18 protein-coding genes and 3 pseudogenes are annotated in these 25,854 nt (G+C 65.5%); 7 read left to right on the forward strand and 14 right to left on the reverse strand.

The genetic code is table 11. The features are described 5' to 3' along the window. Positions 1-17 precede the first annotated feature (17 nt). Positions 18-5,729, forward strand: coding sequence for an apolipoprotein A-IV repeat region-like domain-containing protein (locus ACVWYI_RS28395; RefSeq protein WP_456663743.1), 5,712 nt, complete (start codon positions 18-20; stop codon positions 5,727-5,729). A 282-nt stretch (positions 5,730-6,011) separates the two neighbouring features. On the opposite strand, the gene ACVWYI_RS28400 is transcribed toward ACVWYI_RS28395, so the two are convergent. The 3 genes and pseudogenes from ACVWYI_RS28400 to ACVWYI_RS28410 form a co-directional block, all read right to left on the reverse strand. After that, positions 6,012-6,890, reverse strand: a complete 879-nt coding sequence (locus ACVWYI_RS28400; protein WP_456663744.1) for an MlaD family protein — start codon at positions 6,888-6,890, stop codon at positions 6,012-6,014. Positions 6,891-6,906: 16 nt separating this feature from the next. Then, complete coding sequence (locus tag ACVWYI_RS28405; protein WP_456663745.1) at positions 6,907-7,689, reverse strand: ABC transporter ATP-binding protein; 783 nt, start codon at positions 7,687-7,689, stop codon at positions 6,907-6,909. Between the two features lie 2 nt (positions 7,690-7,691). Then, a pseudogene (locus ACVWYI_RS28410) lies at positions 7,692-8,826 on the reverse strand (MlaE family ABC transporter permease). A 143-nt stretch (positions 8,827-8,969) separates the two neighbouring features. Between ACVWYI_RS28410 and dgcA the strand changes: the two are divergent. After that, on the forward strand, positions 8,970-9,965 hold the full coding sequence (dgcA, locus tag ACVWYI_RS28415) for an N-acetyl-D-Glu racemase DgcA (protein WP_456663746.1): 996 nt from the start codon (positions 8,970-8,972) through the stop codon (positions 9,963-9,965). Here dgcA and ACVWYI_RS28420 read toward each other — a convergent pair. Continuing rightward, positions 9,935-11,131, reverse strand: coding sequence for an MFS transporter (locus tag ACVWYI_RS28420; RefSeq protein ID WP_456663747.1), 1,197 nt, complete (start codon positions 11,129-11,131; stop codon positions 9,935-9,937). The genes dgcA and ACVWYI_RS28420 overlap by 31 nt on opposite strands. A 75-nt stretch (positions 11,132-11,206) precedes the next feature. Between ACVWYI_RS28420 and ACVWYI_RS28425 the strand changes: the two genes are divergently transcribed. After that, complete coding sequence (locus ACVWYI_RS28425) at positions 11,207-12,586, forward strand: hypothetical protein (RefSeq protein ID WP_456663748.1); 1,380 nt, start codon at positions 11,207-11,209, stop codon at positions 12,584-12,586. Between the two features lie 283 nt (positions 12,587-12,869). Here the strand turns inward: ACVWYI_RS28425 and ACVWYI_RS28430 are convergent, their stop codons facing one another. Continuing rightward, positions 12,870-13,232: a hypothetical protein gene (locus ACVWYI_RS28430; protein WP_456663749.1), complete on the reverse strand. Its 363-nt coding sequence runs from the start codon at positions 13,230-13,232 to the stop codon at positions 12,870-12,872. A gap of 98 nt (positions 13,233-13,330) precedes the next feature. Continuing rightward, positions 13,331-13,774, reverse strand: a complete 444-nt coding sequence (locus ACVWYI_RS28435; protein ID WP_456663750.1) for an RbsD/FucU family protein — start codon at positions 13,772-13,774, stop codon at positions 13,331-13,333. 349 nt (positions 13,775-14,123) lie between these two features. Between ACVWYI_RS28435 and ACVWYI_RS28440 the strand changes: the two are divergent. Both ACVWYI_RS28440 and ACVWYI_RS28445 read left to right on the forward strand, forming a co-directional pair. Beyond that, a pseudogene (locus ACVWYI_RS28440) lies at positions 14,124-15,216 on the forward strand (caspase family protein). After that, positions 15,197-15,652: a hypothetical protein gene (locus ACVWYI_RS28445; RefSeq protein WP_456663751.1), complete on the forward strand. Its 456-nt coding sequence runs from the start codon at positions 15,197-15,199 to the stop codon at positions 15,650-15,652. Before ACVWYI_RS28440 ends, ACVWYI_RS28445 begins: the two are co-directional and overlap by 20 nt. A 75-nt stretch (positions 15,653-15,727) precedes the next feature. On the opposite strand, the gene ACVWYI_RS28450 is transcribed toward ACVWYI_RS28445, so the two are convergent. From ACVWYI_RS28450 to thiD, 4 genes are all read right to left on the reverse strand, one after another. Next, positions 15,728-16,711: a threonine/serine dehydratase gene (locus tag ACVWYI_RS28450; protein ID WP_247352069.1), complete on the reverse strand. Its 984-nt coding sequence runs from the start codon at positions 16,709-16,711 to the stop codon at positions 15,728-15,730. A gap of 63 nt (positions 16,712-16,774) precedes the next feature. Beyond that, positions 16,775-17,593, reverse strand: coding sequence for a glycosyltransferase (locus tag ACVWYI_RS28455; protein ID WP_456663752.1), 819 nt, complete (start codon positions 17,591-17,593; stop codon positions 16,775-16,777). A 13-nt stretch (positions 17,594-17,606) separates the two neighbouring features. Next, positions 17,607-18,419: a UDP-2,3-diacylglucosamine diphosphatase gene (locus ACVWYI_RS28460; protein ID WP_456663753.1), complete on the reverse strand. Its 813-nt coding sequence runs from the start codon at positions 18,417-18,419 to the stop codon at positions 17,607-17,609. A 205-nt stretch (positions 18,420-18,624) separates the two neighbouring features. Then, positions 18,625-19,425 (reverse strand): bifunctional hydroxymethylpyrimidine kinase/phosphomethylpyrimidine kinase, encoded by an 801-nt coding sequence (thiD, locus tag ACVWYI_RS28465; protein WP_456663754.1) that lies wholly within the window; start codon positions 19,423-19,425, stop codon positions 18,625-18,627. A 130-nt stretch (positions 19,426-19,555) separates the two neighbouring features. Between thiD and ACVWYI_RS28470 the strand changes: the two genes are divergently transcribed. Continuing rightward, positions 19,556-19,801, forward strand: a complete 246-nt coding sequence (locus ACVWYI_RS28470; protein WP_247352077.1) for an Lrp/AsnC ligand binding domain-containing protein — start codon at positions 19,556-19,558, stop codon at positions 19,799-19,801. Here the strand turns inward: ACVWYI_RS28470 and ACVWYI_RS28475 are convergent. Then, on the reverse strand, positions 19,798-20,724 hold the full coding sequence (locus ACVWYI_RS28475; protein ID WP_456663755.1) for a c-type cytochrome: 927 nt from the start codon (positions 20,722-20,724) through the stop codon (positions 19,798-19,800). The two genes, ACVWYI_RS28470 and ACVWYI_RS28475, sit on opposite strands and share 4 nt — an antisense overlap. Before the next feature lie 156 nt (positions 20,725-20,880). Between ACVWYI_RS28475 and ACVWYI_RS28480 the strand changes: the two genes are divergently transcribed. Further along, positions 20,881-21,297, forward strand: a complete 417-nt coding sequence (locus ACVWYI_RS28480) for a CHRD domain-containing protein (protein ID WP_456663756.1) — start codon at positions 20,881-20,883, stop codon at positions 21,295-21,297. Between the two features lie 80 nt (positions 21,298-21,377). On the opposite strand, the pseudogene ACVWYI_RS28485 reads toward ACVWYI_RS28480, so the two are convergent. The 3 genes and pseudogenes from ACVWYI_RS28485 to ACVWYI_RS28495 all read right to left on the reverse strand — a co-directional run bounded on the left by ACVWYI_RS28485 (position 21,378) and on the right by ACVWYI_RS28495 (position 25,749). Next, positions 21,378-22,674, reverse strand: a pseudogene (locus tag ACVWYI_RS28485) (cystathionine gamma-synthase family protein). A gap of 224 nt (positions 22,675-22,898) precedes the next feature. Further along, positions 22,899-23,348, reverse strand: a complete 450-nt coding sequence (locus ACVWYI_RS28490) for a cytochrome c (RefSeq protein ID WP_456663757.1) — start codon at positions 23,346-23,348, stop codon at positions 22,899-22,901. A gap of 91 nt (positions 23,349-23,439) precedes the next feature. Further along, entirely contained in the window at positions 23,440-25,749 is a 2,310-nt protein-coding gene (locus ACVWYI_RS28495; RefSeq protein ID WP_456663758.1) for a xanthine dehydrogenase family protein molybdopterin-binding subunit, read from the reverse strand. Positions 25,750-25,854: the final 105 nt, after the last annotated feature.

A 25,854-nucleotide genomic window follows, 5' to 3' on the forward strand; every position in this document is an offset into this window, starting at 1 on the left:
GAGGGCTCGGACTGAACATGGCAAACACTCCGAAAAAGGTCAAAGACCCGACAGAAGATGCGCTTTCTGCGATCCAGGAAGCCCTGAACATCAGCGACACGGCTGCGGACACCAGCCGCAACGCCTCGATGCGTAACGAAACGTCGCCTCCGGCCGCGCCACCGACCCCCCCGATGTTCGACGAACCGAGCTTCGACCCGCGTCCTGCCGCGAACGAACGCGCGATGTTCGACCAGATCGAGGAGCCGCGCTCCTCGCGCCGCGCCGCCAATGACGACCGTGCGACCATCGGCCAGCTCTTGCAGACGTTGCAGACGGGACGCCCGACCCGCAACATCTACACCGGCGCGACAATCTTCACCGTCATCTGGCTCGCGGCCTGCGCCGCGCTGACGGTCGGCTTCCTGCCTTCGATCCAGGCGGCGATGGGGCAGAGCGGCGGCGTGTTGGCCATTGCCGGCCTCGTCACGATGTTCTTCGCGCCGATCATGCTGTTCTTCTTCCTGGCGAGCCTCGTCTGGCGCGGCCAGCAAATGAGCTCGGTCGCGCAGGCGATGGCGCAGGTTGCGATCCGCTTCTCCGAGCCGGAAGGCTCGGCTTCGGATTCCATGGTGACCGTCGGCCAGGCCATCCGCCGCGAGGTTGCGGCGATGGGCGACGGCATCGAGCGCGCGATCGCGCGCGCCGGCGAACTCGAGACGCTGGTCGCCAACGAGGTCGCGGCGCTCGAACGCGCCTATTCCGACAACGAAGTGCGCATCCGCGCCCTGCTCCAGGACATCGCGCATCAGCGCGACAATCTGGTCGGCCAGGCCGAGCAGGTCCGCAGCGCCATCTCCGGCGTGCAGATCGATCTGCGCCATGACATCGCGCTGATCTCGGACGCGATCGCCTCGCGCGTCGACGAGGTCGCCAAGTCCATCACCGGCGCGCTCGAAGAGCGCGGCGCCCACATCACCGGTGCACTCAGCAACGCCGGCGACAACATGATCCTCGCGCTCGGCGAGCGCGGCGGAGACCTGCTCGACCGCCTCGAAGAGGCCAGCAACGAGACCACGCGCGCGGTGCTCGACGCCAGCGAGCGGCTGACCACCAGCCTCAATTTCAAGACCGGCCACGTCCACGACGAGTTCGTGGACCTCGCCGACCGCGTCCACGAGATGCTGAACGAGCGCATCGACCGCATCACCGGCGAGTTCGAGCAGCGCTCCGCCGCGATCGTCGACGGCATCTCCGAGCGCACCGAGCAGGTGCACGACAGCCTGAAGAATTCGTCGGACTCGCTGCTGCTCGAGCTCGAGCTGCGCTCCAACGACCTCTCCGCCAAGATCGACGACGCCGGAAACCGCCTCGCCGGCCACATCATGACCTCCGGCGACAAGGCGAGCGAAGCGCTCGACGCCACCGTCAACACGCTGGTCGCCAAGGTCGTCAGCCAGACCGAGACCGCGCACGACTCGCTGTCGCTCCAGATGAGCGCCTTCGACGAGCTGGTGAGGAACCAGGGCAGCGAGCTGGTCGAGAAATTCGCCCGCGACTCCGGCACGCTGGGAGCATTGATCACCCGCCACATCTCCGAATTCGACCGCACCGTGAAGACGTTCGGCGGCGAGATCGTCGATCGCATGGGCCAGCGCACCCAGGACATCCACGAGAGCCTGAAGAGCTATGTCGACAATTTCGACACCCGCTTCACCTCCAACGGCGGCGCGATCACGGCTGTCCTCGACCAGCGCCTGGTGCAGTTCGAGACCACGATCGGCGAGCGTGTCACCAACTTCGATGCCTCGCTGAACGGCAAGATCTCCGGCCTCGACTCTGCAATCGACGGTCACATCAAGATCTTCGACGAACAGCTCGTCGGCCGCGTCGCCGCGCTCGAACAGTCGTTCGATACCCGCGCGAAGTCGGTCACCGAGACCATCGACGGACGGCTCAACACGCTCTCCTCGTCGCTGACCGACGGTGCCGCGCAGGCGATCCAGTCGATCGACTCCCGCCTCACCCACCTCACGACGTCGCTGACCGACGGCGCATCGCAGGCGATCGAGACGATCGACACCCGCCTCAACTACCTCGCGACCTCGCTGACCGATGGCGCATCGCAGACCATCCAGACGATCGATACGCGGCTGACGCATCTGACGACCACCCTCACCGGCGGCGCCTCGCAGGCGCTCGAATCCATCGACTCCCGCCTCACCTACCTGACCACCGCAGTGACGAACGGCGCCTCGCAGGCCGTGCAGTCGATCGACACCCGCCTCACCCTCCTGACCTCGACGCTCACGGACGGCACCGCGCAGGCGATCGAGGCGGTCGACCGCCGCATCACCAGCGTCGGCGAACTCATCGACGGCCGCAGCATGCATCTGACCGACACGGTCACGGCGCGCTTCCAGGACATCCACCAGGCCATCGAGACCAAGGTCGGTTCGGTCGCCAGCGACATCGACATGCGCGTGGCGCAGTTCGAGGACCTGCTCGGCTCGCGCGTCGAGGCAGTCGCCGGCCGCATCGAGAGCAGCGGACGCCAGGCCAGCGAGGACATGATGTCCCGCGCCGAGATGATCTCGACCGCGATCCGCTCGCATGTCGAGGACGCCGAGCGCTCGCTCACCAACCTCGTGGTCAACACCAGCGAGACCATCCAGACCGGTGCGCGCACCGCGCAGCAGTCGCTGATGACGGTTTCCTCCGACGTCAACGCTCAGCTCAAGATGACCTCCGCCGAGGTCGAGCGCGCGCTGACCGCGGTCGGTACCGGTGCCGCGAACTCGATCCTGAGCAGCGCCCGCGAAGCACAGTCGACGCTGGTCGCCGCATCCGGCGAGGCCTCCAACCAGATCAAGGGGCTCGCGGCCGACGTGGAACGCACGCTGTCGTCGGCGGGCTCGGCGACCGCAGCCTCGATCCTGGCCGGTGCCCGCGAGGTGCAGACGACGCTGGTCACGGCGTCCTCGGACGCGGCCAACCACGTCAAGACCCTCACCGCCGACGTGCAGCGCTCGCTGTCGATGGCCGGCTCCTCCACGGCGGAATCGATCACCGCCGGCGCCCGCGATGCGCAGAGCACGCTGATCGCGGCCTCGAGCGAGACCGCCAACCAGATCAAGGCGCTGTCCTCGGACGTGCAGCGCTCGCTCTCGATGGCCGGCACCGCGACGGCCGAGACCATCATGACCGGCGCCCGCGAAGCCCAGAGCACGCTCGTCAACGCGTCCTCGGATGCGGCCAGCCAGGTCAAGTCGCTGGCGGCCGAAGTGCATCGGTCGCTCTCGCAGGTCGGCCAGTCGACCGCCGAGACGATCACGACCAGCGCCCGCGACGCCCAGAGCACCCTGCTGGCGGTCTCCGCCGAACAGACCGGCCAGGTCCGTTCGCTGGCGGCCGAGATGCAGCGCGCGCTGGCGACCGCCGGCGGCGCCACCATCGAGGCGCTCACCAGCGGCGTACGCGAGGCCCAGGGCACGCTAATCTCCGCCTCGACGGATGCAGCGAGCCAGATCAAGTCGCTGACCACGGACATCGAGCGCACGCTGACCTCGGTCGGCGCCGATACCGCCTCGACCATCCTCAACAGCGCACGCGAGGCGCAGACCTCGCTGACCACGACGTCGGCGGACGCCGCAAGCCAGATCCGCACGATCTCGACCGAGATCGAGCGCACGCTGAGCACGGCCACCGCGAACGCGACCAACGACATCCAGACCAGCGCGCTCAACGCCCAGAACGCGCTGATCAACGCCTCCAACGAGGCAAGTTCGCGGGTCAAGTCGAGCTCGGCGGACGTCGAGCGCTCGGTGCTCGCCGCCAGCAGCAGCTTCGGCCAGGCCATGACCGGCAAGACCGACGAGATCGTCACCTACGTGCAGCAGCAGTCCGACCGTCTTGCCAACATGATCGATGCCAAGCGCGGCTCGCTCGTGGACGCGATCGGCTCGAAGACCAGCCAGCTCACGCTCGACATCGACCGCGTCACGTCCGACGCGCTGAAGTCGATCGAGACGCGCGGCCACGCGTTCTCGCAGACGATGATGGGCAACGGCTCCGAGGTGGCACGGACCATCAACTCGGCGAGCGAGATGGCGACGGGTGCCGTCAACAAGTCGCTCAAGGACCTCGAGCAGGCCTCGCGCGTGGCGATCGACCAGTCGCGCCAGGTCTCGATCGCGGCCGTCACCGAGATGCAGGAGACCAGCAAGATCCTGCGCACCGACACGGTCGCCCTGTTCGAGCGACTGCGCGAAGGCAACATCCTGCTCCAGGAGGTGCTGACCGGTGCGCACGACAACCTCAACTCGCTCGAGCGGGCGCTGGTGACGCGCGTCGCCGACTTCGTCTCGGCGATGAACGACGTCACCTCGCGCAACGGCGCTGCGACGCAGAACCTGGAAGACCAGCTCAACGTCTTCAACAGCAAGACCACGCGGGCGCTCCAGGATCTCGGCGAGCTGTCGACCCAGTTCGACGCGCACGGCAAGGCACTCGTCGAAGCCGCGCAGGTCGTGGAGCAGAGCAACAAGAACACCACCGCCTCGCTCGCCGAACGCAAGCTGGCGCTGGAATCGCTCGTCACCACGATCGACCTGCGCACGGCCGATCTCGACCAGCGTCTGTCGCGCTTCACCGGCCTGCTCGATGAATCGCTGGCGGCCGCCGAAGAGCGCGCTCGCGACATCGCCCGTGTCGTGGCCGAGACAGCCGGCGCCGGTTCCGCCGCGATCACCCGCCAGTTCGAGGCGGTACGGTCGGCCTCCGAAGAGGAGCACCGGCAGACAGTCGAGGCCATGCACGACATCTACCGCCAGACCACCGACGAGGCGGATACGATGTTCAAGCAATCGACCGAGAAGTTCACCAACCTCGTCTCCAGCATGAAGCAGATGGCGTTCGAGATGCACAACGAGCTCGAAGCCACCCGCAACGAGCTGCGCCGCGGCGTGCTCGAGATGCCGCAGGAGGCCGCCGAGAGCACTGCGCAGATGCGCAAGGTGATCGTCGACCAGATCGAGGCACTCGCCGAGCTCAACCGCATCGTGGCCCAGCATGGCCGCGGCCTCGACGTCTCCACGACGGGCCGCGCCAGCGTGCAGCGCCAGGAAGAGCCGATGCTGGCGACCGCGGGCGGCCGCAGCACAGAGACCCGCATGCGCGACACCGGCAGCGCCTCCACGCTGCCGCCGCCGGACCTCGGCATGCCGGCCTCCTCGCGCCGCACCGAAGCTCCGCCGGTCGCGCCCGCCGGCAACGATCAGGGCCGCGACGGCTGGCTGTCGGACCTGTTGAGCCGCACGGACGCCAACCAGGGTGCGCCGACCGGACGTGAAGCTCAGCGCGGCCGCCAAGCCGCCGCACCGGCTCCGCAGCCACAGGCGCCGCAAGGTGGCGGAAATCCGCTGGAATCGCTGTCGCTCGACATCGGCCGGCTGATGGACCGCAACCTCGCTGCCGAGATGTGGGACCGCTACCAGCGCGGCGAGAACAAGGCCTTCACCAAGCGCCTCTACACGCCCGCCGGCCAGAAGGCTTTTGACGAGGTCGCCCGCAAGTACCGCTCCGATCGCAACTTCAAGGGCACGGTCGACCGCTACGTCGCCGAGTTCGAACGCCTGCTCGACGAAGTCGCCCGCGACGGCCGCGGCCCGCAGGAGCTGCGCAATCACCTGACCTCGGAGACGGGTCTGGTCTACACCCTGCTCGCGCACAGCGCGGGACGGCTGGGGTAAGCGGCTCGCAGCGATAGCGAATAGCGAATGAAAAACGGAGCCCTCGCGGGCTCCGTTTTGTTTGAAGTTACGCCGGTGCAATGATGGGGATGGGAAAAGCGAACGCATCATTTGCTCTCGTGCCCCGGACGCAGCGCAGCGCCCTCGGCGGTGCGCTGCAGAGCCGGGGCCCATATCGCGGCATTGTACCGTGTTGCCTTCTGGGTCCCGGCTCTGCGCAGCAGCGTTACACGCTGCAGCGCGTCCGGGACACGAGACCCAGCGCTACGACCAGGCCGAGCCCTACTGCCGCCTGCGCTCCGGTGTCGCGGGCTTTAGCGGCTCCGGCGGTGGCGGCGCGGCGGCCGGTGCGCTGTTGCTGGCGCCGAACAGCACGCGGGTCGGGTTGCGGTCGAAATTGTTCACGGCGCGGCTGATGTCGCCCAAGGTACGGCGGCCGTCGGTCATCAGCGCGCCGGAGCGCTTGTCGAAATCGTCGGCCAGTTCGCGGATCGACTTCACCGCCAGGAACAGCTCACCGCCGTCCTTGCCGCCGGCGAGCGTGTTGAGGCCGAGCATGAGGCTGTCGGCCTTGAGCATGACACCGTCGACCCTGGCCATCACGCCATCGATCTTCTCGGAGTTGCGGGCGAGCGAGTTGGTGAAGGTCTCGAGATTCTTCAGCGAATTCTTCACCGATTCCTGATTGTCGGCGACGATCTTGTTGATGTTCTGGAGCGTGCCGCGGATCGCCTCGGTGACGTCCTGGAGCTTGTTGGGATCCGCCGTCAGCGACGGGATGCCGTCCTCGTCGAGCGGTGGCGGAGGTGCCGCCTCCTCGCCGCCCTTGAGCGAGATCGCGGCGACGCCGGTCAGGCCCTGGAATTCGAGGCCGACCAGGGTGTCCTTGCGGATCGGGGCGTTGTTCTCGACCATGGCGAGTGCGACAACCCGCCGCGGGTTGTCGAGCTTCACCGAGACCACCTCGCCCACTCGGATACCGTTGAAATTGACGCTGCCGCCGTTGCGCAGGCCCGCCGCCGGGCCCTCGAAAACGACGCGCAGGGGGCTGCGCTGCTTGGTGGTGTGCAACGACTGAAACCACAACACGAAGCCGATCGCAGCGGCGATGACCGCCAGCGTGAACGATCCGATCAGCACGTAATTTGCACGCGTTTCCATCAGCTACTCCGGCACCTCAGCCCATCACCGCGCGAGCGCGCTTGCCATGGAAATATTGCCTCAGCCAGGGATGCTGCGAGGCCTGCATGTCGGAGATCGACCCTGCCGCAATGATCTTACCGTTCCCTAAAACGGCGATGCGGTCACATGCTGTGTAAAGGCTATCGAGATCGTGGGTTACCATGAAAACAGTCAGCCCCAAAGTGCGCTGGAGGGTCCTCACCAGCTCGTCGAAGTCGCCGGCGCCGATCGGGTCCAGGCCCGAAGTCGGCTCGTCCAGAAACACCAGATCCGGATCGAGCGACAGTGCGCGCGCAAGCGCCACGCGCTTGATCATGCCGCCCGACAATTCGGAGGGAAAGCGATCGGCGACTTCGGGCTTGAGACCCACCATGGTGAGCTTGGCGATGGTGATCTCGTCCATCAGCCGCTGCGACACCCGCAGATATTCGCGCATCGGAAACTGGATGTTCTGCCGCACCGTCAGCGAGGAGAACAGCGCGCCCTGCTGGAACAGCACGCCCCAGCGCCGCTCCACGTTGCGACGCTGCGACGTATTGGAGGCGTCCAGATCGACGCCGAACACCTCGATGCTGCCTGCGACCTTCGGCACGAGGCCGATGATGGTGCGCGTCAGCACCGATTTGCCGGCCCCCGAGGGGCCGACGAAGCCAAGAATCTCGCCGCGCTTGACGTCGAGGTCGAGGCCGTCGAGCACGCGCGTCGCGCCGAACTGCACGGTGATATCGCGGACGCGGATGATCGGGTTTTGAATTCCGTTTCGAACTTCCTGCGCCATCGTCACATCCCGATCGAGGCGAAGAAGATGGCGAACACACCGTCCATGACGATGACGAAGAAGATGCCCTTCACCACGGACGCCGTCGTGTGCTGTCCGAGCGATTCCGCGCTGCCCTGCACGGCGAGCCCTTCGACACAGGCGACGATGCCGATCACAGCGGCCATCACAGGTGCTTTCACGATGCCGACGATGAAATGGTCGATCGAGATGGCGTCGCGCAAGCGCAGCAAAAACGCTTCGGGATCGACACCGCCATAGAGCCAGGCGACGAGACCGCCGCCATAGAGCGCGGCCATGGCGCCGAGGAAGGCCAGGATCGGCAGCGCCAGCACCAGCGCCAGCATGCGCGGCAGCACCAGCACCTCGATCGGATCGAACCCCATGGTGCGCAATGCGTCGATCTCCTCGCGCATCTTCATCGAGCCGAGCTCGGCGGTGTAGGCGCTGCCCGAGCGGCCCGCGACCATGATCGCGACCAGGAGCACGCCGATCTCGCGCAGCACCAGTACGCCGAGCATGTCGACGACGAAGATGTCGGCGCCGAACCTGCGGAAATGGAAGATACCTTGCTGGGCGATGATGCAGCCGATCAGGAAGGTGATCAGCACCACGATCGGCACCGCGCGCCAGCAGACCTGCTCGAGATGATGCACGGTCGAGGTCAGGCGGAACGAGCGCGGGTGAATCAGGGTGCGCGCGCCCGCCGCGAGCACCGCGCCGAGCATGTCGATCAGGCCCGCCACGGTGCCGCCAACGCCAGCCACGGCCCGGCCGATCTGCTCCAGCATGCCGGTGATGGTGACGGCACTGGTGTCGATCACGGGCGTCGCCCTGACCCGCCGCACCTCGTCCACGAGGCTCGAATAATTGGCGGACAGCCCCGCGATCTGCGCCTCGACGGCGCCTTGGGTCAGGCTGCGGCGCAGCCCGTTCGATGAGCCAGGCGCCGAACGTGTCCAGCTTGGCCACCTCGGAAACGTCGATGAAGACGCTTTGCGAACCGCCCGCGAGCTTCTCGGCGTCAGCCACCATGCGCTCCAGGACCGGCGCGAAGCTCGCGGTCCAGGTTCCGGTGGCGCAGAGTGCCAGCGCGTTGCCTTTCGCAATCCGTTCCAGCTTCGGATCGCCGCTCAAGATGTCCGCTCCCGTGCCGGGGCGCTGGAAACGGATGAAATCAGATGGTTGCGCACGCGCCCTTACCCAGAGAAGGTGTCCCCGACCGGTTAACCTTAGTTGCTAGAGGTAACTAGCAGGTTCAGATTTCGCCAGAGTTCAAAATGACTTCCAGCAAAGTTCCGGCCCTCGTCGCGCGAATCGAGCGCTTTCCCATCGCGGGCAGTTTCACCATCAGCCGGGGCGCCAAGACCGAGGCCGTGACCGTCGTGGCCGAGGTCGGCCGGGACGGCCTGACCGGCCGCGGCGAATGCGTGCCCTATCCCCGCTATGGCGAGACGCCCGAGGTAACCCTTGCCGCCATCCAGGCCATGCAGGAGGCCGTGGCGGGCGGACTCACCCGGCGGACCCTGCAGGCCGCCATGCCGCCCGGTGCGGCCCGCAATGCCCTGGATTGCGCCCTGATCGATCTGGAAGCCAAGGCGGCGGGCCTGCGGGCCTGGAGCCTGCTCGACCGTCCGGTGCCGGGCGAGCGCACCACGGCCTACACGATCTCGCTGGGCACCCCCGAGGCCATGGCGGCGGCGACCGCCAAAGCGGCGCACCGGCCGCTGCTCAAGATCAAGCTCGGCGGTGACGGCGACGGGGAGCGGATCGCGGCGGTGCGTAAGGCCGCCCCCGAATCCGAGCTGATCGTGGACGCCAACGAGGCCTGGACCGAGGCCAATCTGGAGCACAATCTCGCGGCCTGCGAGGCCGCCGGCGTCACCCTGGTCGAGCAGCCGCTACCGGCCGGGAAGGACGACGCGCTGGCGCGGATCAAACGGCCGCTCGCGGTCTGCGCCGACGAGAGCGTGCATGACCGCCACTCGCTCGCACCCTTGCGTGAGCGCTACGACGCCGTGAACATCAAGCTCGACAAGACCGGCGGCCTTACCGAGGCGCTGGCGATGGCGGATGCCGCGCAGGCGCTCGGCTTCGAGATCATGATCGGCTGCATGGTCGCAACCTCGCTGTCGATGGCGCCGGCAATGCTGGTGACGCCGCAGGCCCGCTTCGTCGATCTCGACGGCCCGCTGCTGCTGGCGCGCGACCGCGATCATGGACTTCGGTATGACGACAGTCTGGTCTATCCGCCGGATTCTTCGCTCTGGGGCTGAGCCTTGAGCCGGTGCCGCGCCGACCAGATCAGAAGTGCACCGGCGCCGGCCATCGCAGCCATGACGTAATACAGGCCGTCGCCGATGCGGGCGTAGATCGCGCCTGACGCGATCGAGGTGGTCGCACCGAGCAGCCCGTTGCACGCGGCGTAGTAGCCCTGCCCCCGCGCGATCTGATGCGACGGCACGCGCTGCACCAGGAGATTCATGGTGCCGAGGATGGTCATCCCGAAGGTCAGGCCGTGGCCGAGCTGCACGACCGCGAGCAGCGCGAGCGGCGGATCGTGCGCGGTGACGACCCAGCGCACCACCGCGCTCGCGCCCCCGATCGCCATGAGCGAGGACGGGTGCAGCGAGAAGCGCGGCGACAGCGCGAACACGATGATCTCGGCGATCACGCCCAGCGTCCAGAGGCCCGCGATCGTCAGCCCGCCGAGGCCCTGGGCCTGCCAGTTGATGGCCGAGAACGTATAGTAGGCGACGTGACTGCCCTGGATCAGCGCGGCGGAAACGATGATGGCCCAGAAGCCGGCATCGTGCAGCAGCGCCTTGCCGGCGCGCGCCGCTGTCGTCCTTCGCCTGACATCGTCGAGGGGCTGGAGCAGCACGCTGGCGGCGACCGCAACAACGGCCCAAGCGACGATGACCCAGATCAGATCGCGCGCCGCGATGTGGTCTACGAGATAGCCGCAGGCGAGCGAGCCGGCGGCGAAGGCTGCCGAGCCCCACAGCCGCACCGGCCCGTAATCGAACCCGTAGCGGGCGACGCCACGTAGCGCATAGGCATCGGTCAACGGGGTCGTCGGCGTCCACATCATGCAGGTCAGCGCGTAGATCAGGAACAGCGCCAGCGGCTGCCCCTGCAGGCCGACGGCTGTAAATCCGATCGCCGTCGCGAGCACGGACACCATGATGCCGGTGCGAATGGCATGTCGCTTTTCGGCAAGGGCCGTGATTTGCGGCAGCGTGGTGAAGCGCGTGATCGCCGGCAGCGCGTTGATGAGGCCGATCCAGGCCGCGTCGATGCCGATCGCCTTCAGCCAGACAGGAAAGAACGGCAGATGCGTACCCGACACCGCGAACACGGCCGAGTAGAACACGGCGAGGCTCACGGCGAATCGCCGCTTCTGAGATACCGCGATGGGGATTTGTGATTCGGGTGCCATCAAACCAATTGCGATTCGGTCGATATCGTGATGATCGTTACTGTAACGCGCCCTGATTTGCGCGACGAGATTGACATGGCCAACGAAGCATTCGCCCTCTCGCCTATGTCTGCCCGCGCGGCCGAGCCGAACGAGCAGGATTACGACGCGATCCGCGAAGCCTTCATGGAGACCGCGCGCGGCCGCTGGTTCCTCGGTGAATACGCCAAGCGCAACCGCAATGCGGACACCCGCATGGTGCTCGACGCGGTCGCGAAAATCGAAGAAACCCTTGCGACACAGCGCCAACCCGTGGTCGAGGACCTCCTGCCCGAGGCGCTGGTCGCCATCCGGCAAGCGATCCGCGAAGCCGAGACGATCGCAATCGCGGCCTTCGATCCCGCGGCGTTCGAGGCGAGCCTCGCGCCGATCCCGCGCGGCCTCCGCATCATCAAGGAGATCTCCTGGCGCTGGCGCGAGATCGGCGCCGACGGGCGAATCTGCGACCTGATTGATTCGCAGCTTGCCTCCATCGAGGCGGCCTGCGCGCAAGTTTCGACCATCGACCCCCATACCGACCTCAAGGCCGCATTCGATCTGCTCAAGGACCGGATCGACCAGATCGACGGCGACGCAACGCCGCAGGCTGCGCACCCCTCGCCGGCCCCGGTGCAAGACGCGCCGTCGTCCGTGGCGGAAGCTCCGCTTGCGGAGGTCGCGCCTGCCGCAATGGCCAGCGAAGCAGCCGTGGCTTTTGCCGAGGCGCCGCAGGACATAGCAGCGATCGAGCCCGAAGCAGCCGGGGAAGCGGCCGGCGTCGCTGAGACCTTCTCCGTTGCCGAGCAGGCGATGGACGCCGCCCTGGAGCCGGAGATCGTCGCCGAGAGCCAGACCGCGCCTGAAGCCGCCAGTTTTGAAGAGCCGGCCGCTGAGCCCGCCGCCTTCACCGAGGTGACGGACGAATTTTCGCTCGACGCCGCCGCGGAAGCCGAGGACGACGCCATACTCGAGGCCATCGCGCTGGAGATGGCCGCGCCCGATCCGGAGTTCGACGAGATCATCGAGCCGGTCGAGATGGAAGCGGCCATTCCGGAGCCGATGGTTGCGGAGGCCGCAGCGCCCATTGCAGCCGAGATGCCGGAGCCGATCGCACTTGAGCCCGCCGCCGCGCCGGTCGTGGAGGAGCCCGAAGAGGAAGCGCCGATCGCGATGGAATCGCTTGCGCGCCTCACCAACGCCATTGCGGAAGCCGCCGCCGAAGTGATGGAGCAGCCGGCGTCGGCCATGGCAGCCGCCGCGACATTCGGCGCAGCGCCGAGCACGACGCTGCCGATGCCCTCGCCGGTCCCGGAAGCCTCACTCGGCGCCACCATCCTCGCCAGCGGCATCCTGCAAAAGCCCCGCGCCGCCGCAAACGATCCCATGGCGCCGATCCGCCGCATGACCCAGGCCGAGAAGATCGCGTTCTTCTCGTAAGGGGACGCGGCATGCTCCGTCTCGTGTCCCGGACAAGCGAAGCGCAGATCCGGGACCCAGGAGCCACAGCTTCCGTCGCAACGTGGGCCCCGGCTCTGCAGCGCACCGTCGAAGAGACGCTGCGCTGCGTCCGGGGCACGAGAGCGGAGTGAGGAGAACACTCTCTCCTCAACGTCATTGCGAGTTGGGACCGGCATTGAGGAGCCGGCGAAGCAATCCAGATTGTCACCGCGGAAAGACTCTGGACTGCTTCGCTACGCTAGGAATGACGGATGATCAGCGATCACCCGCAATTCCACACCGCGCCGATCGGTGTCCGCGTCCAGCACGGCCCAAAACTGCCGCCATTGTAGCGGCCGCCGCCAAAACCGGGCCGGCCGAAATAGCGCCACTCGCCGTCCCAGCCGTAATATTGGGGGACCGGATCGATGTACCAATGGCGCCGCTCGCTGCGCGACATCCGCCGCATCGCTTCCTTCTGCTTGTAGAGCGGAACGCTGTTGCTGAGCGGCTGGCGATAGCCCGGCAGGAAGCCTCCGTAGCCATGCCAGGCTTGCTTGGGACGCTTTTGAATTGACGCAGCCGGCGCGACAGCCGGCAGCAGCGACAGGACGACGGCAACAGACAGACACATAAGGCGCGACATGGATTGACGATAGACAGTCGAGTCCGGGAACGCCATTCAAATTCGAGTGCCAAGCTATTTGCACGATCGCGCACCAATCGGATGGTCCGAGAATTCCTCTAGCTGACCACACCCTTCCTGATCAGGAAGCATCCGTAACCCCTGCTGTCGCCGACCTGCACGACGCCAAAGCTCGCTGCCGCTGCCCGGTAAAAATCCGGCCGCAAGAGTTTTCCGGACGTGACGGGGCGGCCGACGGCGCGTTCGATCTCGGCCAGCACCACACGCTGTACGTCGGGGACGCGGTCGGGATCGTCGACCGGCACCATCACGCGCACCGGATCGGGATCGAAATCGTCGAGCGGGTAGACCGACATGATGGCGCGGATCGCGGTCTCCATGGTCATGCCCGGCAACTGGATCAGGCGCTGCGACGCCGTGCTCTGCGCGATGCGGGTTGCCGGGTGATTGGCATCGACGAAAACGAGGTCGTCGCCGTGGCCCATGGCGGCGAGCAGCCAGAGCAGGTCGGGCGTGAGGATCGGATCAATCGATTTCAACATGTGACGGCGTTTCCTTGAAAAGCATGTCATCGCCGGCGACCCGGCCCGGCCGGACACCGGCCGCTCATCCTAGCAGGTTCCAAGCGTGATTCAGATCACGTAGGCCACCATGGTGATCGCGATCACGGACCAAAGGCTCGAACGCGGCCAAGCTTCCTCGCAACCAATCTCGTATCGAGATCAGTGCCAGAGGAGCACGCCATGTTCCGCCTAAAGCCTTTCCTGATGACTGCGGGCCTCGTGGGAAGCCTGTTCGGCTTCGCCTGCGGCCCTGTTTCCGCGCAAGTCGCCCCGGTCGAGCCAGCTCCCACCGCACTGCAAGGCCCTGAGCAGCGGGTCGCGCTGGTGAATCGGCAATTCGAACTACCAGAACGCGCCGCAGCTCGCCAATCCCGACAACGACGCGGAGTCGATGGCGAAGTTCCTGAACTCCGCCGGCTTCGAGGTGGTCGCCGCGACCGACCTGACCCAGAACGACATGCTCCGCGTGGTGCAGGACTTTTCGGCAAAAGTGTCCGCGCGCGGCCCGAACACGGTGGCGATGGTCTATTACGCCGGTCACGGCGTGCAGCTCGCCGGCGAGAATTACCTCGTTCCCGTCGATGCCAAGGTCTCGAGTCAGACCGAGCTGGTCAACTATTCGGTGCGTCTGGTCGACGTGATGTCGACGCTGGAGACGATCCCGAGCCGCATGCGCATCGTCATCCTCGACGCCTGCCGCAACAACCCCTTCCCCAACGTCAACGACGCCGGCCGCGGCTTGGCAATCGTCGATGCCCCGAACGGCTCGATCGTCGGCTACTCGACCGCGCCGGGCGCCGAAGCGCAGGACGGCTCGGGCGGCCACAGCCCCCTACACGCAAGCCTTCCTGAACGTCGCGCGCGAGCCCAACGTCCCGATCGAGCAGCTGTTCAAGCGCGTGCGCCTCGAAGTGAACCAGACCACCAGCGGCGCACAGATCCCCTGGGAGAGCTCGTCGCTGACCTCTGACTTCACCTTCTTCGGCGACACCGCTGTTGCCGCCAACCGCGCGCCGGTGAATGCGCCGGTGGTGCAGATGGCCTCCAACCTGCCGAGCCGCTCGACGCGCCAGGCCTATGACTACGTCGTGTCCGAAGCCCGTCCGGAGTACTATCAGGAGTTCATCACGATGTATCCGCACGACCCGCTGTGCGATCACGTCCGCTGGCTGCTCAATAACCTGCTGCTCACGCAGGCCTGGCACAAGGCGGTGCTCGCGAACTCGCCGCTCGGCTACAAGAACTTCTACGACAGCTACGGCAACACGCCCTATGCGCAGGTCGCGCTGAAGCTCCAGATGCAGCCGAAGCAGATCCCCTTGATGCAGGCCGACCAAATTACTGGCGCCGCAGAACATCGCCCCGACCTTCAAGATCGGCAATCTCGGCCAGCCCAAATACATGCCGCTGCAGCAGGGTAATGGCGGCGCGCAAGTGAACGGCAATTTGCCGATCGTGCAGAAGTCGAGCGACAACAACGGCATCGGCAAGCTCGGCAATGGCGGTCAGATCGCAACCCTGCCGGCGCCGACCAACACCACGACCAGCAATGGCGGCATCGGCAAGATCGTGACGCTGCCTGCGACCAACAATACGCAGAATGGCCGCGGCAATTCCGGCACCGCCGATGCGAAGCCGGTCATCGTTCGGACGCAGAACAATCCGATCCGCATCAACAACGGCGCGAAGATCAACAACAACCCGGTGAACAAGGTGCAGGTGCAGAACAACACCCGCCCGCAGTTCAACACCACCAACCGGATCGGCAATGGCGGCAGCAACAATTTTCGCCAGTCGATGAACCAGAGCCAGGGCAACAACGGTGGCGGCAACAATCACCGCGGCTTCATGCACTGATCGCGGTCGGCCACACACGACAAAGGAGCAGAGCGGCAACGCTCTGCCCCTTCTTCATGTGAGACGATTAGAAAATCAGGCCACCAGCTCCGCGAACAGATCGGCATCGACATTGCCGCCGGAGAGCACGATGACGACGTTCTTGCCGGCAACATCAAGACGCCCCGCAAGCAACGCGGCCAAGCCCACCGCTCCGCCCGGCTCGACCACGAGCTTCAGCTCGCGATAGGCGAACGCGACGGCCGCGCCGACTTCCTTGTCCGACGCGGTCACGCCGCGCGCGAGCAGCTTGCTGTTGATCGCAAACGTCATCTCGCCGGGGATCAGGGCCATCAGCGCATCGCAGATGGTGCGGCCTGCCGGCCCGTGCGGCTCGCGATGACCTGCGGTCAGCGAAAGGCCGTGATCGTCGAACGACTCGGGCTCGGCGACGACGATTTGGGCTAACGGATAGCGCGCCTTTACTGCCGTCGCGACGCCCGCGATCAGGCCGCCGCCGGAGGCCGGCGCGACCACGATGTCAGGGGCGAGACCGAGCGCTGCCATGTCTTCCGCAATCTCGCGACCGGCAGTGCCTTGGCCTGCGATCACGAAGGGATCATCATAGGGCCTGACCAGCGTTGCGCCGCGCTTCTCGGCGATGCCGCGCGAGATCGCCTCGCGGTCGTCGCGATCGCGGTCGTACAGCACGACCTCGGCGCCATAGGATTTGGTGCGCTCGCGCTTCGACAGCGGCGCATCCGCGGGCATCACGATGGTCGCCTGCATGTCGAGGATCTTTGCCGCCGCCGCCACGCCCTGGGCATGGTTGCCGGAGGAGAACGCGACCACGCCACCGGCGCGCTTGTCCTGCGGGATCGAGGCGACCTTGTTGAAAGCACCGCGAAACTTGAACGAACCGGTGCGCTGGAGCATCTCCGGCTTCAGGAACACCTTTGCGCCGACGCGCTCGTTGAGCACGGGAAAGGACAGCAGCGGGGTGCGGACCGCGAAGGGCGCGATCACGCGCGCTGCGGCATCGATATCGGCAGGGCCGATCGGGAGGAGCTGTTCGGTCATAACCGACCATATCGCGGCTATCGAGCCGCGGGCAAGACACCTCCACGCGAGGATTTCTTCCGCTCAGGCGACGAAGCGCGCCGGCTCCGCCCCGTTCCGGCCCGGCAGCACCGCGCCGACCGCCAAAATGCTGTCGATAAAATCCCCGGCCGAGGCTTCCCAGGTGTAGTTGGCGGCGAATTCGACACAGTCCTGCCGGGAGATGTCGAGCGCGGCGAAGCAGGCGCTGTGCAGATCGTGATCGAGCGCCCCGACTAACGCATCGCCGATCACGTCGCGGGGCCCCTTCACCGGGAACGCCGCAACCGGCAGGCCGCTTGCGAGCGCTTCCAGGAGGACAAGGCCAAAAGTGTCGGTCCTGCTCGGAAACACGAAAACGTCGGCGGCCGCGTAAATGTCGGCCAGCTCCTCGCCGTGCTTCTCGCCGAGGAAGATCGCGTCCGGCTCGCGGGCGAGCGCAGGCGTTGCCGCCATCACGGCGCGGCTGGGGCTGTGGAATCGGCGCAGAGCCCGCCAGATCAGCGAGCCCGGCACCGGCACGCGGGCGCGGACATATTCGGGAAAGCGGGTGTGGAAGCTGGTCGTGAAGGGCAGCTTGCGCTGGCGGCAATAGCGGCGGACCATCAGGCCGATCGGCCCCTCCGTCGCGATGTGGATGCTGTCCGGGCGCGCCTCTTCGATCAGCTTCGCGATCCGTGCCGGGCGCGGCATGGCCAGCCGCACGTCACGATAGCTCGGCATCGCAAAAGTGCGGAACGATTGCGGCGTCAGGAACGCGAATTCGACGCCGAGGCTTTTGGCGGCGTCAGCCAGCTTGGTCAGCGTCCGAACCACACCGTTGACTTGCGGGTGCCAGGCGTCGGTCGCGACCAGAATGCGCATCAGGCTGCCCTTGTTATGCAGCTTTGGCTGCGACCTGCGGGATCTGTGCCGGCTTCTCGGCCTGGTCCGCCCAGGTGATGATCTCGAAACGGCCGTCGTCGTGCTCGACCAGCGCCGTGCAGCTCTCGACCCAGTCGCCGCAATTCATGTAGCGGATGCCGCCCTCGTTGCGGATCACGGCGTAGTGGATGTGCCCGCAGATCACGCCATCGGCATCATGGCGCCGCGCCTCGGCGGCGAGCGCCTGCTCGAACGCGCCGATATAGTTGACCGCGTTCTTGACCTTCTGCTTGGCCCATTGCGACAGCGACCAATAGGGCACTTTGAACATGCGGCGGAAGAAGTTGACGAAGCGATTCATCTGGATCGCGAAGTCGTAAGCCTTGTCGCCGAGATGGGCGAGCCAGCGCGCGTTCTGCACCACGAGGTCGAAGATGTCGCCGTGGATGACGAGATAGCGCTTGCCGTCCGCGCCGGTGTGGACGGTGTTCTCGACGACGTCGATGCCGCCGAAATGCGTGCCGTAATAGTTGCGCAGGAACTCGTCGTGATTGCCGGGGATGTAGATGACCTTGGCGCCTTTGCGCGCCTTGCGCAAAAGCTTCTGGACGAGGTCGTTATGCGATTGCGGCCAGTGCCAGCTCGATCTCAGCGCCCAGCCGTCGACGATGTCGCCGACGAGATAGATCGTGTCTGCATCATGGAAACGCAGGAAGTCGAGCAGAAGGTCGGCTTGAGAACCGCGGGCTCCGAGATGAACGTCGGAGATGAACAACGTGCGAAAGCGCCGCTCAGGGCTCTCGTCACTCACATCGTAACTTCCCATGCGACAGCCTGTAACAATGTCCCGTGACAGGGGGATGACCAATTGAACCTTTGAGGCACCCTCGGATACGAATCGCGCCTTGCCTCGCCTTCCCCGCGAATATCAGTCGCATGCGACAATCAGGCGACATCACGCCGCAGCAACCTCCGCAAGAACCCGAAACTGCTGGCTGGATGGGTTAACGGCCGCGCGCTCGCGGCCGGTCTCAGTAAAACCTGTGGAAATGATGGATCGGCCCGTGGCCGTGGCCGACGCTGAAGCGGTCGGCGGCCGCGATCGCCGCGCTGATCCAGGTCTTGGCGTTGCGCACGGCGCGCTCGAGATCCTCGCCTCTGGCCAGCCCCGCGGCGACCGCCGAGGACAGCGAACAGCCGGTACCATGGGTGTTGCTTGTGGCCACGCGCGGCGCGGCGAGCGCGATCGTATTCTTGGCATCGACGAAATAGTCGGTGCTCTCGGCGCCCTCGCCGTGCCCGCCCTTGATCAGGACCGCACGGCAGCCCAACGCCAGCAGCCGGCGCCCCTGGCTCTCGATCTCGGCCTCGCTGGTCGCGACCGGCTCGTCGAGCAGAGCCGCAGCTTCCGGCAGATTGGGCGTGATCACCGAGGCCAGCGGCATCAGTTTGATGCGCAGGGCGTCGATGGCTTCGGACGCGAGCAGGCGATCCCCCGATGTCGCCACCATCACGGGATCGAGCACGATGTGTTGGGGTTTCCAACGCGACAGTGCGGCCGCGATCGCATCGATGCTTGCGGCCTGCGCCACCATGCCGATCTTGACCGCGCCGACCTCGAGATCGGAGAATACCGCGTCGATCTGCGCGGTGACGAATTCGGCCGGCACGGCGTGAATGCCGGTGACGCCGCGCGTGTTCTGCGCCGTCAGCGCCGTGATGGCGGAAGCGCCGAAGACACCGAGCGCGGCAAAGGTCTTCAGGTCTGCCTGGATGCCGGCCCCGCCGCTCGAATCGGAGCCGGCGATGGTGAGCGCCACGGGGGTCGTCATGGGCCGATTTTCCGCTTCCTGGGGACCATCTCCTGTCCTAGCGCGCATATACAGAGGCAGCAAGTTCGCTTGCCAAATCCGGCCGGTTTTGGCCTATTAGCCGGTCAGATATGCCTTCGGAGTGACTGCAATGGTTCCTTTTTTCGTTCAGATCAAATGCAAGCTCGGCCAGTCCTATGTGGTCGCCAATGCGCTTGCCGAAGCCGAGATCGCCTCCGAGATCTATTCCACGGCCGGTCAATACGACCTGCTGGTGAAGTTCTACGTCGACAACGACACCGATATCGGCCACTTCGTCAACGAGAAGGTGCAGGTGCTGCCGGGCATCCAGGACACCCTGACCATCATCACCTTCAAGGCGTTTGGCGCGACCTAGCTGCCTTCTTTGCGCTTCGGTCGCGGCGGGCCGTCCACCGGCGGCAGCGATTTGAGATAGTCCGCCATCGCCGCGAGATCCTCGTCCGGCAATTGTGAGGTGTTCTTGATTACCCGCGTCATCGCACCGCCGACGCTGTCGCCGTCGGGGAGTTCGCCGGTCTTCAGGAAATAGGCAATATCCTTCGCGCTCCACTCCCCAAGGCCCTTCTGCGTGATGTTGGGCACCCAGCCCTCGCCTTCCGGATTGGGCCCGCCGGCGAAGCGTTCTCCGGCGATGATGCCGCCAAGCGCATTGCGCGGGCTGTGGCATTCCGCGCAATGGCCAAAACTGCTGACGAGATAGGCGCCACGATTCCATTGCGGCAACTTCGCGCTGTCGGCGACGAAAGGCTTGCCGTCCATAAACAAAAATTTCCAGATGCCGACGTTGCGCCGGATGTCGAAGGGAAAGCGCACATCGTGGTCGCGCACCTTGCCTGCAACGGCCGGCAGCGTTTTCAGATAGGCGAAGAGATCGAGCACGTCCTCGCGCCTGGCATGCTGATAGGAGGTATAGGGAAAGGCCGGAAAATAATGCTGTCCATCGGGCGAGACCCCGTGCATCACCGCGTTGACGAATTCAGCGTCGCTCCATTTGCCGATACCGTAGCTCGGATCGGAGGAGATGTTCGGCGCGTAGAACGTTCCGAACGGCGACTTGATCGCGACGCCGCCGCCGAGCCTGAGACGATCGGGCTGGTCGGGGACGGCATGGCATGAGGCGCAGCCGCCAGCGTTGAACATCACCTCGCCATTGGCAAGATCAGGCACGTGGGCAGGCGCGCCACCGGCGGCCGCCACCACCGGCGCGCTGAGCCACCGATAGGCGCCGGCTGCGGCGAGTGCGGCGAGCAGCGCCACGGAGATGGTTCGTCGCAACATGCGGTCCTTTCGTGCGTCGCGGCGAACCTTATGACCGATGTCTTCCCCGCTCCAGCCACGAAGAATTTAGCCCACGGCGGCCTGAAACGGGAATAAACTGAAATGCCGGCTGTTGGAAGTTTGGCAGCCCAAACGGGTTCAGCAGGGAGAAGAGTCATGAACAAGACCGTCATCGCCATGTCAGTGCTCGGCGCCGTTGCCTTTGCGGGTTCGGCCAGCGCGGAAAAGCTGAAAGCGACGCTCAACGCCAAGTCCGAGGTGCCCGCAACGAGCAGCAGCGGCACCGGAACGGCCGATCTGGACTACGACGCCGCCAGCAAGAAGTTGTCCTGGAAGCTCACCTATTCCGGCCTGTCCGGACCCGCCACCGCCGCGCATTTCCACGGGCCCGCCGAGGCCGGCAAGAACGCCGGCGTCGCGGTCCCGATCCCCGGCGCCGCCAAGAGCCCGGCCGAGGGCTCGGCGACATTGACCGACGCACAGGCCGCCGATCTCCTGGCCGGCAAGCTCTATGTCAACATTCACACCGCGGCCAATCCGGGCGGAGAGATCCGCGGTCAGGTGATGAAGTAACCTTTCGCACTGTCCGACAAAAGGGCGGCTGCTTACGCAACCGCCCTTTTCGATTCACGTGGCCCGCGCTGGCGCATACGTCACACGTCAGGCTCGGCCGCGTTCAACGCCTGCGCGAGGTCGGCGATCAGGTCCGAGGGGTGTTCGATGCCGATCGACAGCCGGATCGTGGAATCGAGGACGCCGATTTTCCGGCGGATGTCGGCGGGAACGCCGGAATGGGTCATGGTGGCAGGCAGGCTCGCAAGCGACTCCGTTCCACCAAGGCTCACCGCCAGCTTGAGGATCTGCAGCGCGTTGAGGAATTTCATGGCCGCCGCCTTGCCGCCGACGATGTCGAACGAGAACGTGGATCCCGCACCTGAGCATTGCCGCGCGAACACAAGTCCGGCCGGCGAAGCCGCTTCGTGATGACCGAGATAGTGGACCTTGGCCACTTTGGGATGATCGCGCAGATAGTCCGCCACGAGGCGCGCATTCGCATCGGCCTTTTCCATGCGCAGACTCAGCGTCTCGAGCGAGCGGTTGATCATCCAGCAGGAATGCGGATCGAGCTGGGTGCCGATGGCGCCCCGGAGCGCCTTGATGCCCTTCACGACCGCCTTCGCGCCGAGCGCGGCGCCCGCGATCAGGTCTGAATGACCGCCGACATATTTCGTGAGCGAGTACAAGGAAATATCCGCGCCGTGCTCGATCGGCCGCTGAAACACCGGTCCGAGCAGCGTATTGTCGCAGGCGATGATCGGAACGTGTCCTTGCTTCTTTCCGATGACGTCGGCGACACGCCGCATCATCGCGACGTCGACCAGCCCGTTGGTCGGGTTGGCCGGGGTTTCGATCAGGATCATCGAGACCCGGCCCTTGCCCATGGCCTCTTCCGCGGCCTGGCTGACCACAACTTCGTCAACACCATCGGCGAAGCCGACGGCGCCGATCGACAGACGCCCAAGCGTATTCGTCAGCAGGGTTTCCGTCCCGCCATAGAGCGGCTGGGAGTGCAGAATGACATCGCCAGGGCGGGCGAAAGCCAGGATCGTGGTTGCGATGGCCGCCATGCCCGATGAGAACAGCGCACAGCTCTCGGTGCGCTCGTAGATCGCGAGCCTGTCTTCGACGATTTCGCTGTTGGGATGATTGAAGCGCGAATAGACTAGGCCCGCCCCCATCCCCTCCGGCGGCTCGCGCCGGCCGGAGACGAAATCGAAGAAGTCCTGCCCATCCTCGGCCGTCTTGAACACGAACGTGGAGGTCAGGAACACCGGCGGCTTGACGGCGCCTTCCGACAATTGCGGATCATAGCCATAGGTCAGCATCAGCGTTTCGGAGATGCAGCATATGGTTGCCGATGTGCGTCTTCGACGGGAACGGTTTCACCATGGCTTGTCTCGCTGTTCCTGGTTGAGCAAAGATAACTGCTCCGACAGCGATCCGTCAGGCCTTGCGAACATAATTTGCTGCTGCGCTGCGCGTGCAGACTTCGCGGCTGGCGGCCGTGTTCCGGCAGCCCAGAGGGAGCAAAAGCGGAATTCGGGATGGACCTGTCGGCTCGCGCACGCTCCTCGGATTTCGCTTCGCTCCGTCCGGGCGACAAGCTACGGCCGCTACTTCAGCTTCAGCCGGTACGTCTCGTGGCAATCGGTGCAGCGATCGTTGATTGCGGTATAGGCGGCCTTCAGGCTCGCCACGTCGGTGATCTTGCCCTTGACGTCCGCGATCGCCTTCTGGACCGGTGGGATCTTGGAGTCGAAATCGGCTTTGTTCTGCCAAACCTTCGACGACGCCCCATAGGTCGCGTTCACGACGTCCTGCTTGGGATTGACCTCGAAAGTCTTGGCAATCTTGGCGACGTCGCCCTCGAGATTGGCGATCGCCTCGTCGACGGCCTTCTGGTTGTAGGGGATGTCGCCCTTGGTCATCTTCTGGATGACGGTGTAGAGGCTCTTGGCCTGCGAGCGCATCAGATTGTCCTGCTGGACGGCAATCTCCTGTTGCGCCATCACGGCGCCCGCACCTAGCACCAAGGTGCCCACGACAATCATCGTCCGTTTCATCGGCTTGTTTCTCCGGCTTGTATGGGTTGGGGGAGCGCCATCATGATAGAACCCGGCGGCGGGTGTTTATTCCCGCCGCGGAGATCGCCGTTTACAGGCTGTGACGGCGATGGTGCTCGTTGATGGCGATCCACACCCGCTCCGCGGTCGCGGGCATGTCGATGTGGTCGATCTTGTACTCGCGCCAGAGCCCGTCGACGATGGCGTTGACGACGGCCGGACAGGAGCCGATCGCGCCGGCCTCGCCCGCGCCCTTCACTCCCAGCGGGTTGGTCGTGCAGGGAACGTTGGCAGTCTCGAACACGAACGCAGGCCCGTCCGCCGCGCGCGGCAGCGCGTAGTCCATGAAGGTCGCGGTGATGAGCTGGCCGTCGCTGGCGCCATAGACAACCTGCTCCATCAGCGCCTGGCCGATGCCCTGCATGGCGCCGCCATGCACCTGGCCGGCCAGCAGCAGCGGATTGAGCGTCTTGCCGAAATCGTCGACGATCACGTAGTTGACGATTTTGATGATGCCGGTGGCCGGATCGATCTCGACTTCGGCGACATGCGTGCCGTTCGGATACGTGCCATCGGCGCTGGCGAAGGTTGCACTCGCGTTCAGCTTCGACGGGTCGGCGCCGGGGCGCTTGGCGAGATCGGCGAACGAGATCGAACGGTCGGTGCCGGCGATGCGCACCACGCCTTCTGAAATCTCGAGGTCGCCGGCGCTGGCCTCCAGCGCCTGCGCCGCGATCTCCTTAAGCTTCGCGCCGAGTTCGCGGGTCGCACGCTCGACGCTGACACCGCCTGAGGGAATCGAGGCCGAGCCGCCGGTGCCGAGGCCCGTGGCGATCATATCGGTGTCGCCCTGGTGGACGTGCACGCGCTCGGGCGCAACGCCGAACTGCTCGGCGACGATCTGCGCATAGGCGGTCTGGTGGCCCTGCCCGCTCGACTGCGTGCCGATCAGGACGGTGATGTCGCCATTGGGATCCATCCGCACATTGGCGGTCTCCTCGCCCATGGTACCGCAGACCTCGACATAGCTCGCAAGCCCGATGCCGCGGATCAGGCCGTTCTTCTTGGCGAGCTTTGCGCGCTTTCCAAACTCCTTCCACTCGGCGATCTCCATCGCGCGCTTGAGATGCGCGGCGAAGTCGCCGGAATCGTAGACCTTGCCGGTCGCGGTCTTGTACGGCAGCGCCTTCGGCTGAATGAAATTCTTGCGGCGGATGGCGTCCGGCGTCATGTCGAGTTTTCGCGCGCAGGCATCCACGAGGCGCTCGATGACATAAGCGGCCTCAGGCCGCCCCGCACCGCGATAGGCGTCGACCGGCACGCTGTTGGTGAAGATGGTGCGCACCCGGCAGTGGAACGCCTGGATATCGTAGAGGCCCGGCAGCATGCCGGCGCCGCCATGCGGGATGTAGGGACCGAAGGTCGACAGATACGCGCCCATGTCGCCCATCAGGTCGCAATCCATCGCGAGGAACTTGCCGTCCTCGGCCAGCGCCATCTTCGCGGTGGTGACGTTGTCGCGGCCTTGCGCATCACCCATGAAATGCTCGGTGCGGTCGGCCGCCCATTTCACCGCCTTTTTCAGCTGTCGCGCGGCGACTGCCAACAGGGCGTATTCCCGGTATGGAAACAACTTTGTGCCAAAACCGCCGCCGACGTCGGGGCAGATCACCCGCATCTTCTCGGTCGGGATATTGAGCACGTTCTGGCAGAGGATGTCGCGCAGGCGGTGACTGCCCTGACTGCCGACTGTGAGCGTCAGATGGTCGCGCTTGGCGTCATATTCGCAGACGGCAGCGCGTGCCTCCATGAAGCTCGCGACCACACGCGGATTGACGATGGAGATTTCGGCGACCGCATGCGCCTTGGCAAACACTGCTTCGGCCGCGGCCTTGTCGCCGATCGAGACGTCGAACAGCACATTGCCGGCCTTGTCCGGCCAGACCTGCGGCGCGCCCTTCTTGATGGCGTTGACGACGCCGGTCACCGCCGGCAGCGGGCTCCATTTGACCTCGATCGCCTCGATCGCGTCGCGGGCCTGGTCGATGGTGTCGGCGACAACGAAGGCGATGGAATCGCCGACATGGCGCACCTCGCCCCCAGCCAGGATCGGGTAAGGCGGGCCGGTGAAGGGATCGGTCTCGAGATTGAACAGGCAGGGCAGATTGCCGAGATCCTTGACGTCATCGGCGGTCAGGATCAGCGCGACGCCGGGAAACCCGCGGGCGCGGCTCGCATCGATGGTGTATTTGGCATGGGCATGCGGCGAGCGCAGCATCAGGCAGCGGAGCGCAGCCTGCGGCGCGTAATCGTCGGTGTAGCGGCCTTTGCCGCGGATGAGTGCGTCATCCTCCTTGCGCAGCACGCTTTGGCCAACGCCGAACTTGATGGGAGCCGCCATTTTCTCTTCCCGTTCTCATGGTTGTTTTGCCGGCATATTGCCGTGGAAAAAGTTGCAAGGCAAATGGCTTTGGCTGGGCACGGTCCGCCGGTCAGAAGGGGATGG

The organism is Bradyrhizobium sp. LB13.1, assembly GCF_054056815.1.

Coding starts and splice junctions, on each gene's coding strand:
- ACVWYI_RS28395 (WP_456663743.1), top strand. CDS start 18: ATGGCAAACACTCCGAAAAAGGTCAAAGACCCGACAGAAGATGCGCTT.
- ACVWYI_RS28400 (WP_456663744.1), bottom strand. CDS start 6,890: ATGGAAACGCGTGCAAATTACGTGCTGATCGGATCGTTCACGCTGGCG.
- ACVWYI_RS28405 (WP_456663745.1), bottom strand. CDS start 7,689: ATGGCGCAGGAAGTTCGAAACGGAATTCAAAACCCGATCATCCGCGTC.
- dgcA (WP_456663746.1), top strand. CDS start 8,970: ATGACTTCCAGCAAAGTTCCGGCCCTCGTCGCGCGAATCGAGCGCTTT.
- ACVWYI_RS28420 (WP_456663747.1), bottom strand. CDS start 11,131: ATGGCACCCGAATCACAAATCCCCATCGCGGTATCTCAGAAGCGGCGA.
- ACVWYI_RS28425 (WP_456663748.1), top strand. CDS start 11,207: ATGGCCAACGAAGCATTCGCCCTCTCGCCTATGTCTGCCCGCGCGGCC.
- ACVWYI_RS28430 (WP_456663749.1), bottom strand. CDS start 13,232: ATGTCGCGCCTTATGTGTCTGTCTGTTGCCGTCGTCCTGTCGCTGCTG.
- ACVWYI_RS28435 (WP_456663750.1), bottom strand. CDS start 13,774: ATGTTGAAATCGATTGATCCGATCCTCACGCCCGACCTGCTCTGGCTG.
- ACVWYI_RS28445 (WP_456663751.1), top strand. CDS start 15,197: ATGCCGCTGCAGCAGGGTAATGGCGGCGCGCAAGTGAACGGCAATTTG.
- ACVWYI_RS28450 (WP_247352069.1), bottom strand. CDS start 16,711: ATGACCGAACAGCTCCTCCCGATCGGCCCTGCCGATATCGATGCCGCA.
- ACVWYI_RS28455 (WP_456663752.1), bottom strand. CDS start 17,593: ATGCGCATTCTGGTCGCGACCGACGCCTGGCACCCGCAAGTCAACGGT.
- ACVWYI_RS28460 (WP_456663753.1), bottom strand. CDS start 18,419: ATGGGAAGTTACGATGTGAGTGACGAGAGCCCTGAGCGGCGCTTTCGC.
- thiD (WP_456663754.1), bottom strand. CDS start 19,425: ATGACGACCCCCGTGGCGCTCACCATCGCCGGCTCCGATTCGAGCGGC.
- ACVWYI_RS28470 (WP_247352077.1), top strand. CDS start 19,556: ATGGTTCCTTTTTTCGTTCAGATCAAATGCAAGCTCGGCCAGTCCTAT.
- ACVWYI_RS28475 (WP_456663755.1), bottom strand. CDS start 20,724: ATGTTGCGACGAACCATCTCCGTGGCGCTGCTCGCCGCACTCGCCGCA.
- ACVWYI_RS28480 (WP_456663756.1), top strand. CDS start 20,881: ATGAACAAGACCGTCATCGCCATGTCAGTGCTCGGCGCCGTTGCCTTT.
- ACVWYI_RS28490 (WP_456663757.1), bottom strand. CDS start 23,348: ATGAAACGGACGATGATTGTCGTGGGCACCTTGGTGCTAGGTGCGGGC.
- ACVWYI_RS28495 (WP_456663758.1), bottom strand. CDS start 25,749: ATGGCGGCTCCCATCAAGTTCGGCGTTGGCCAAAGCGTGCTGCGCAAG.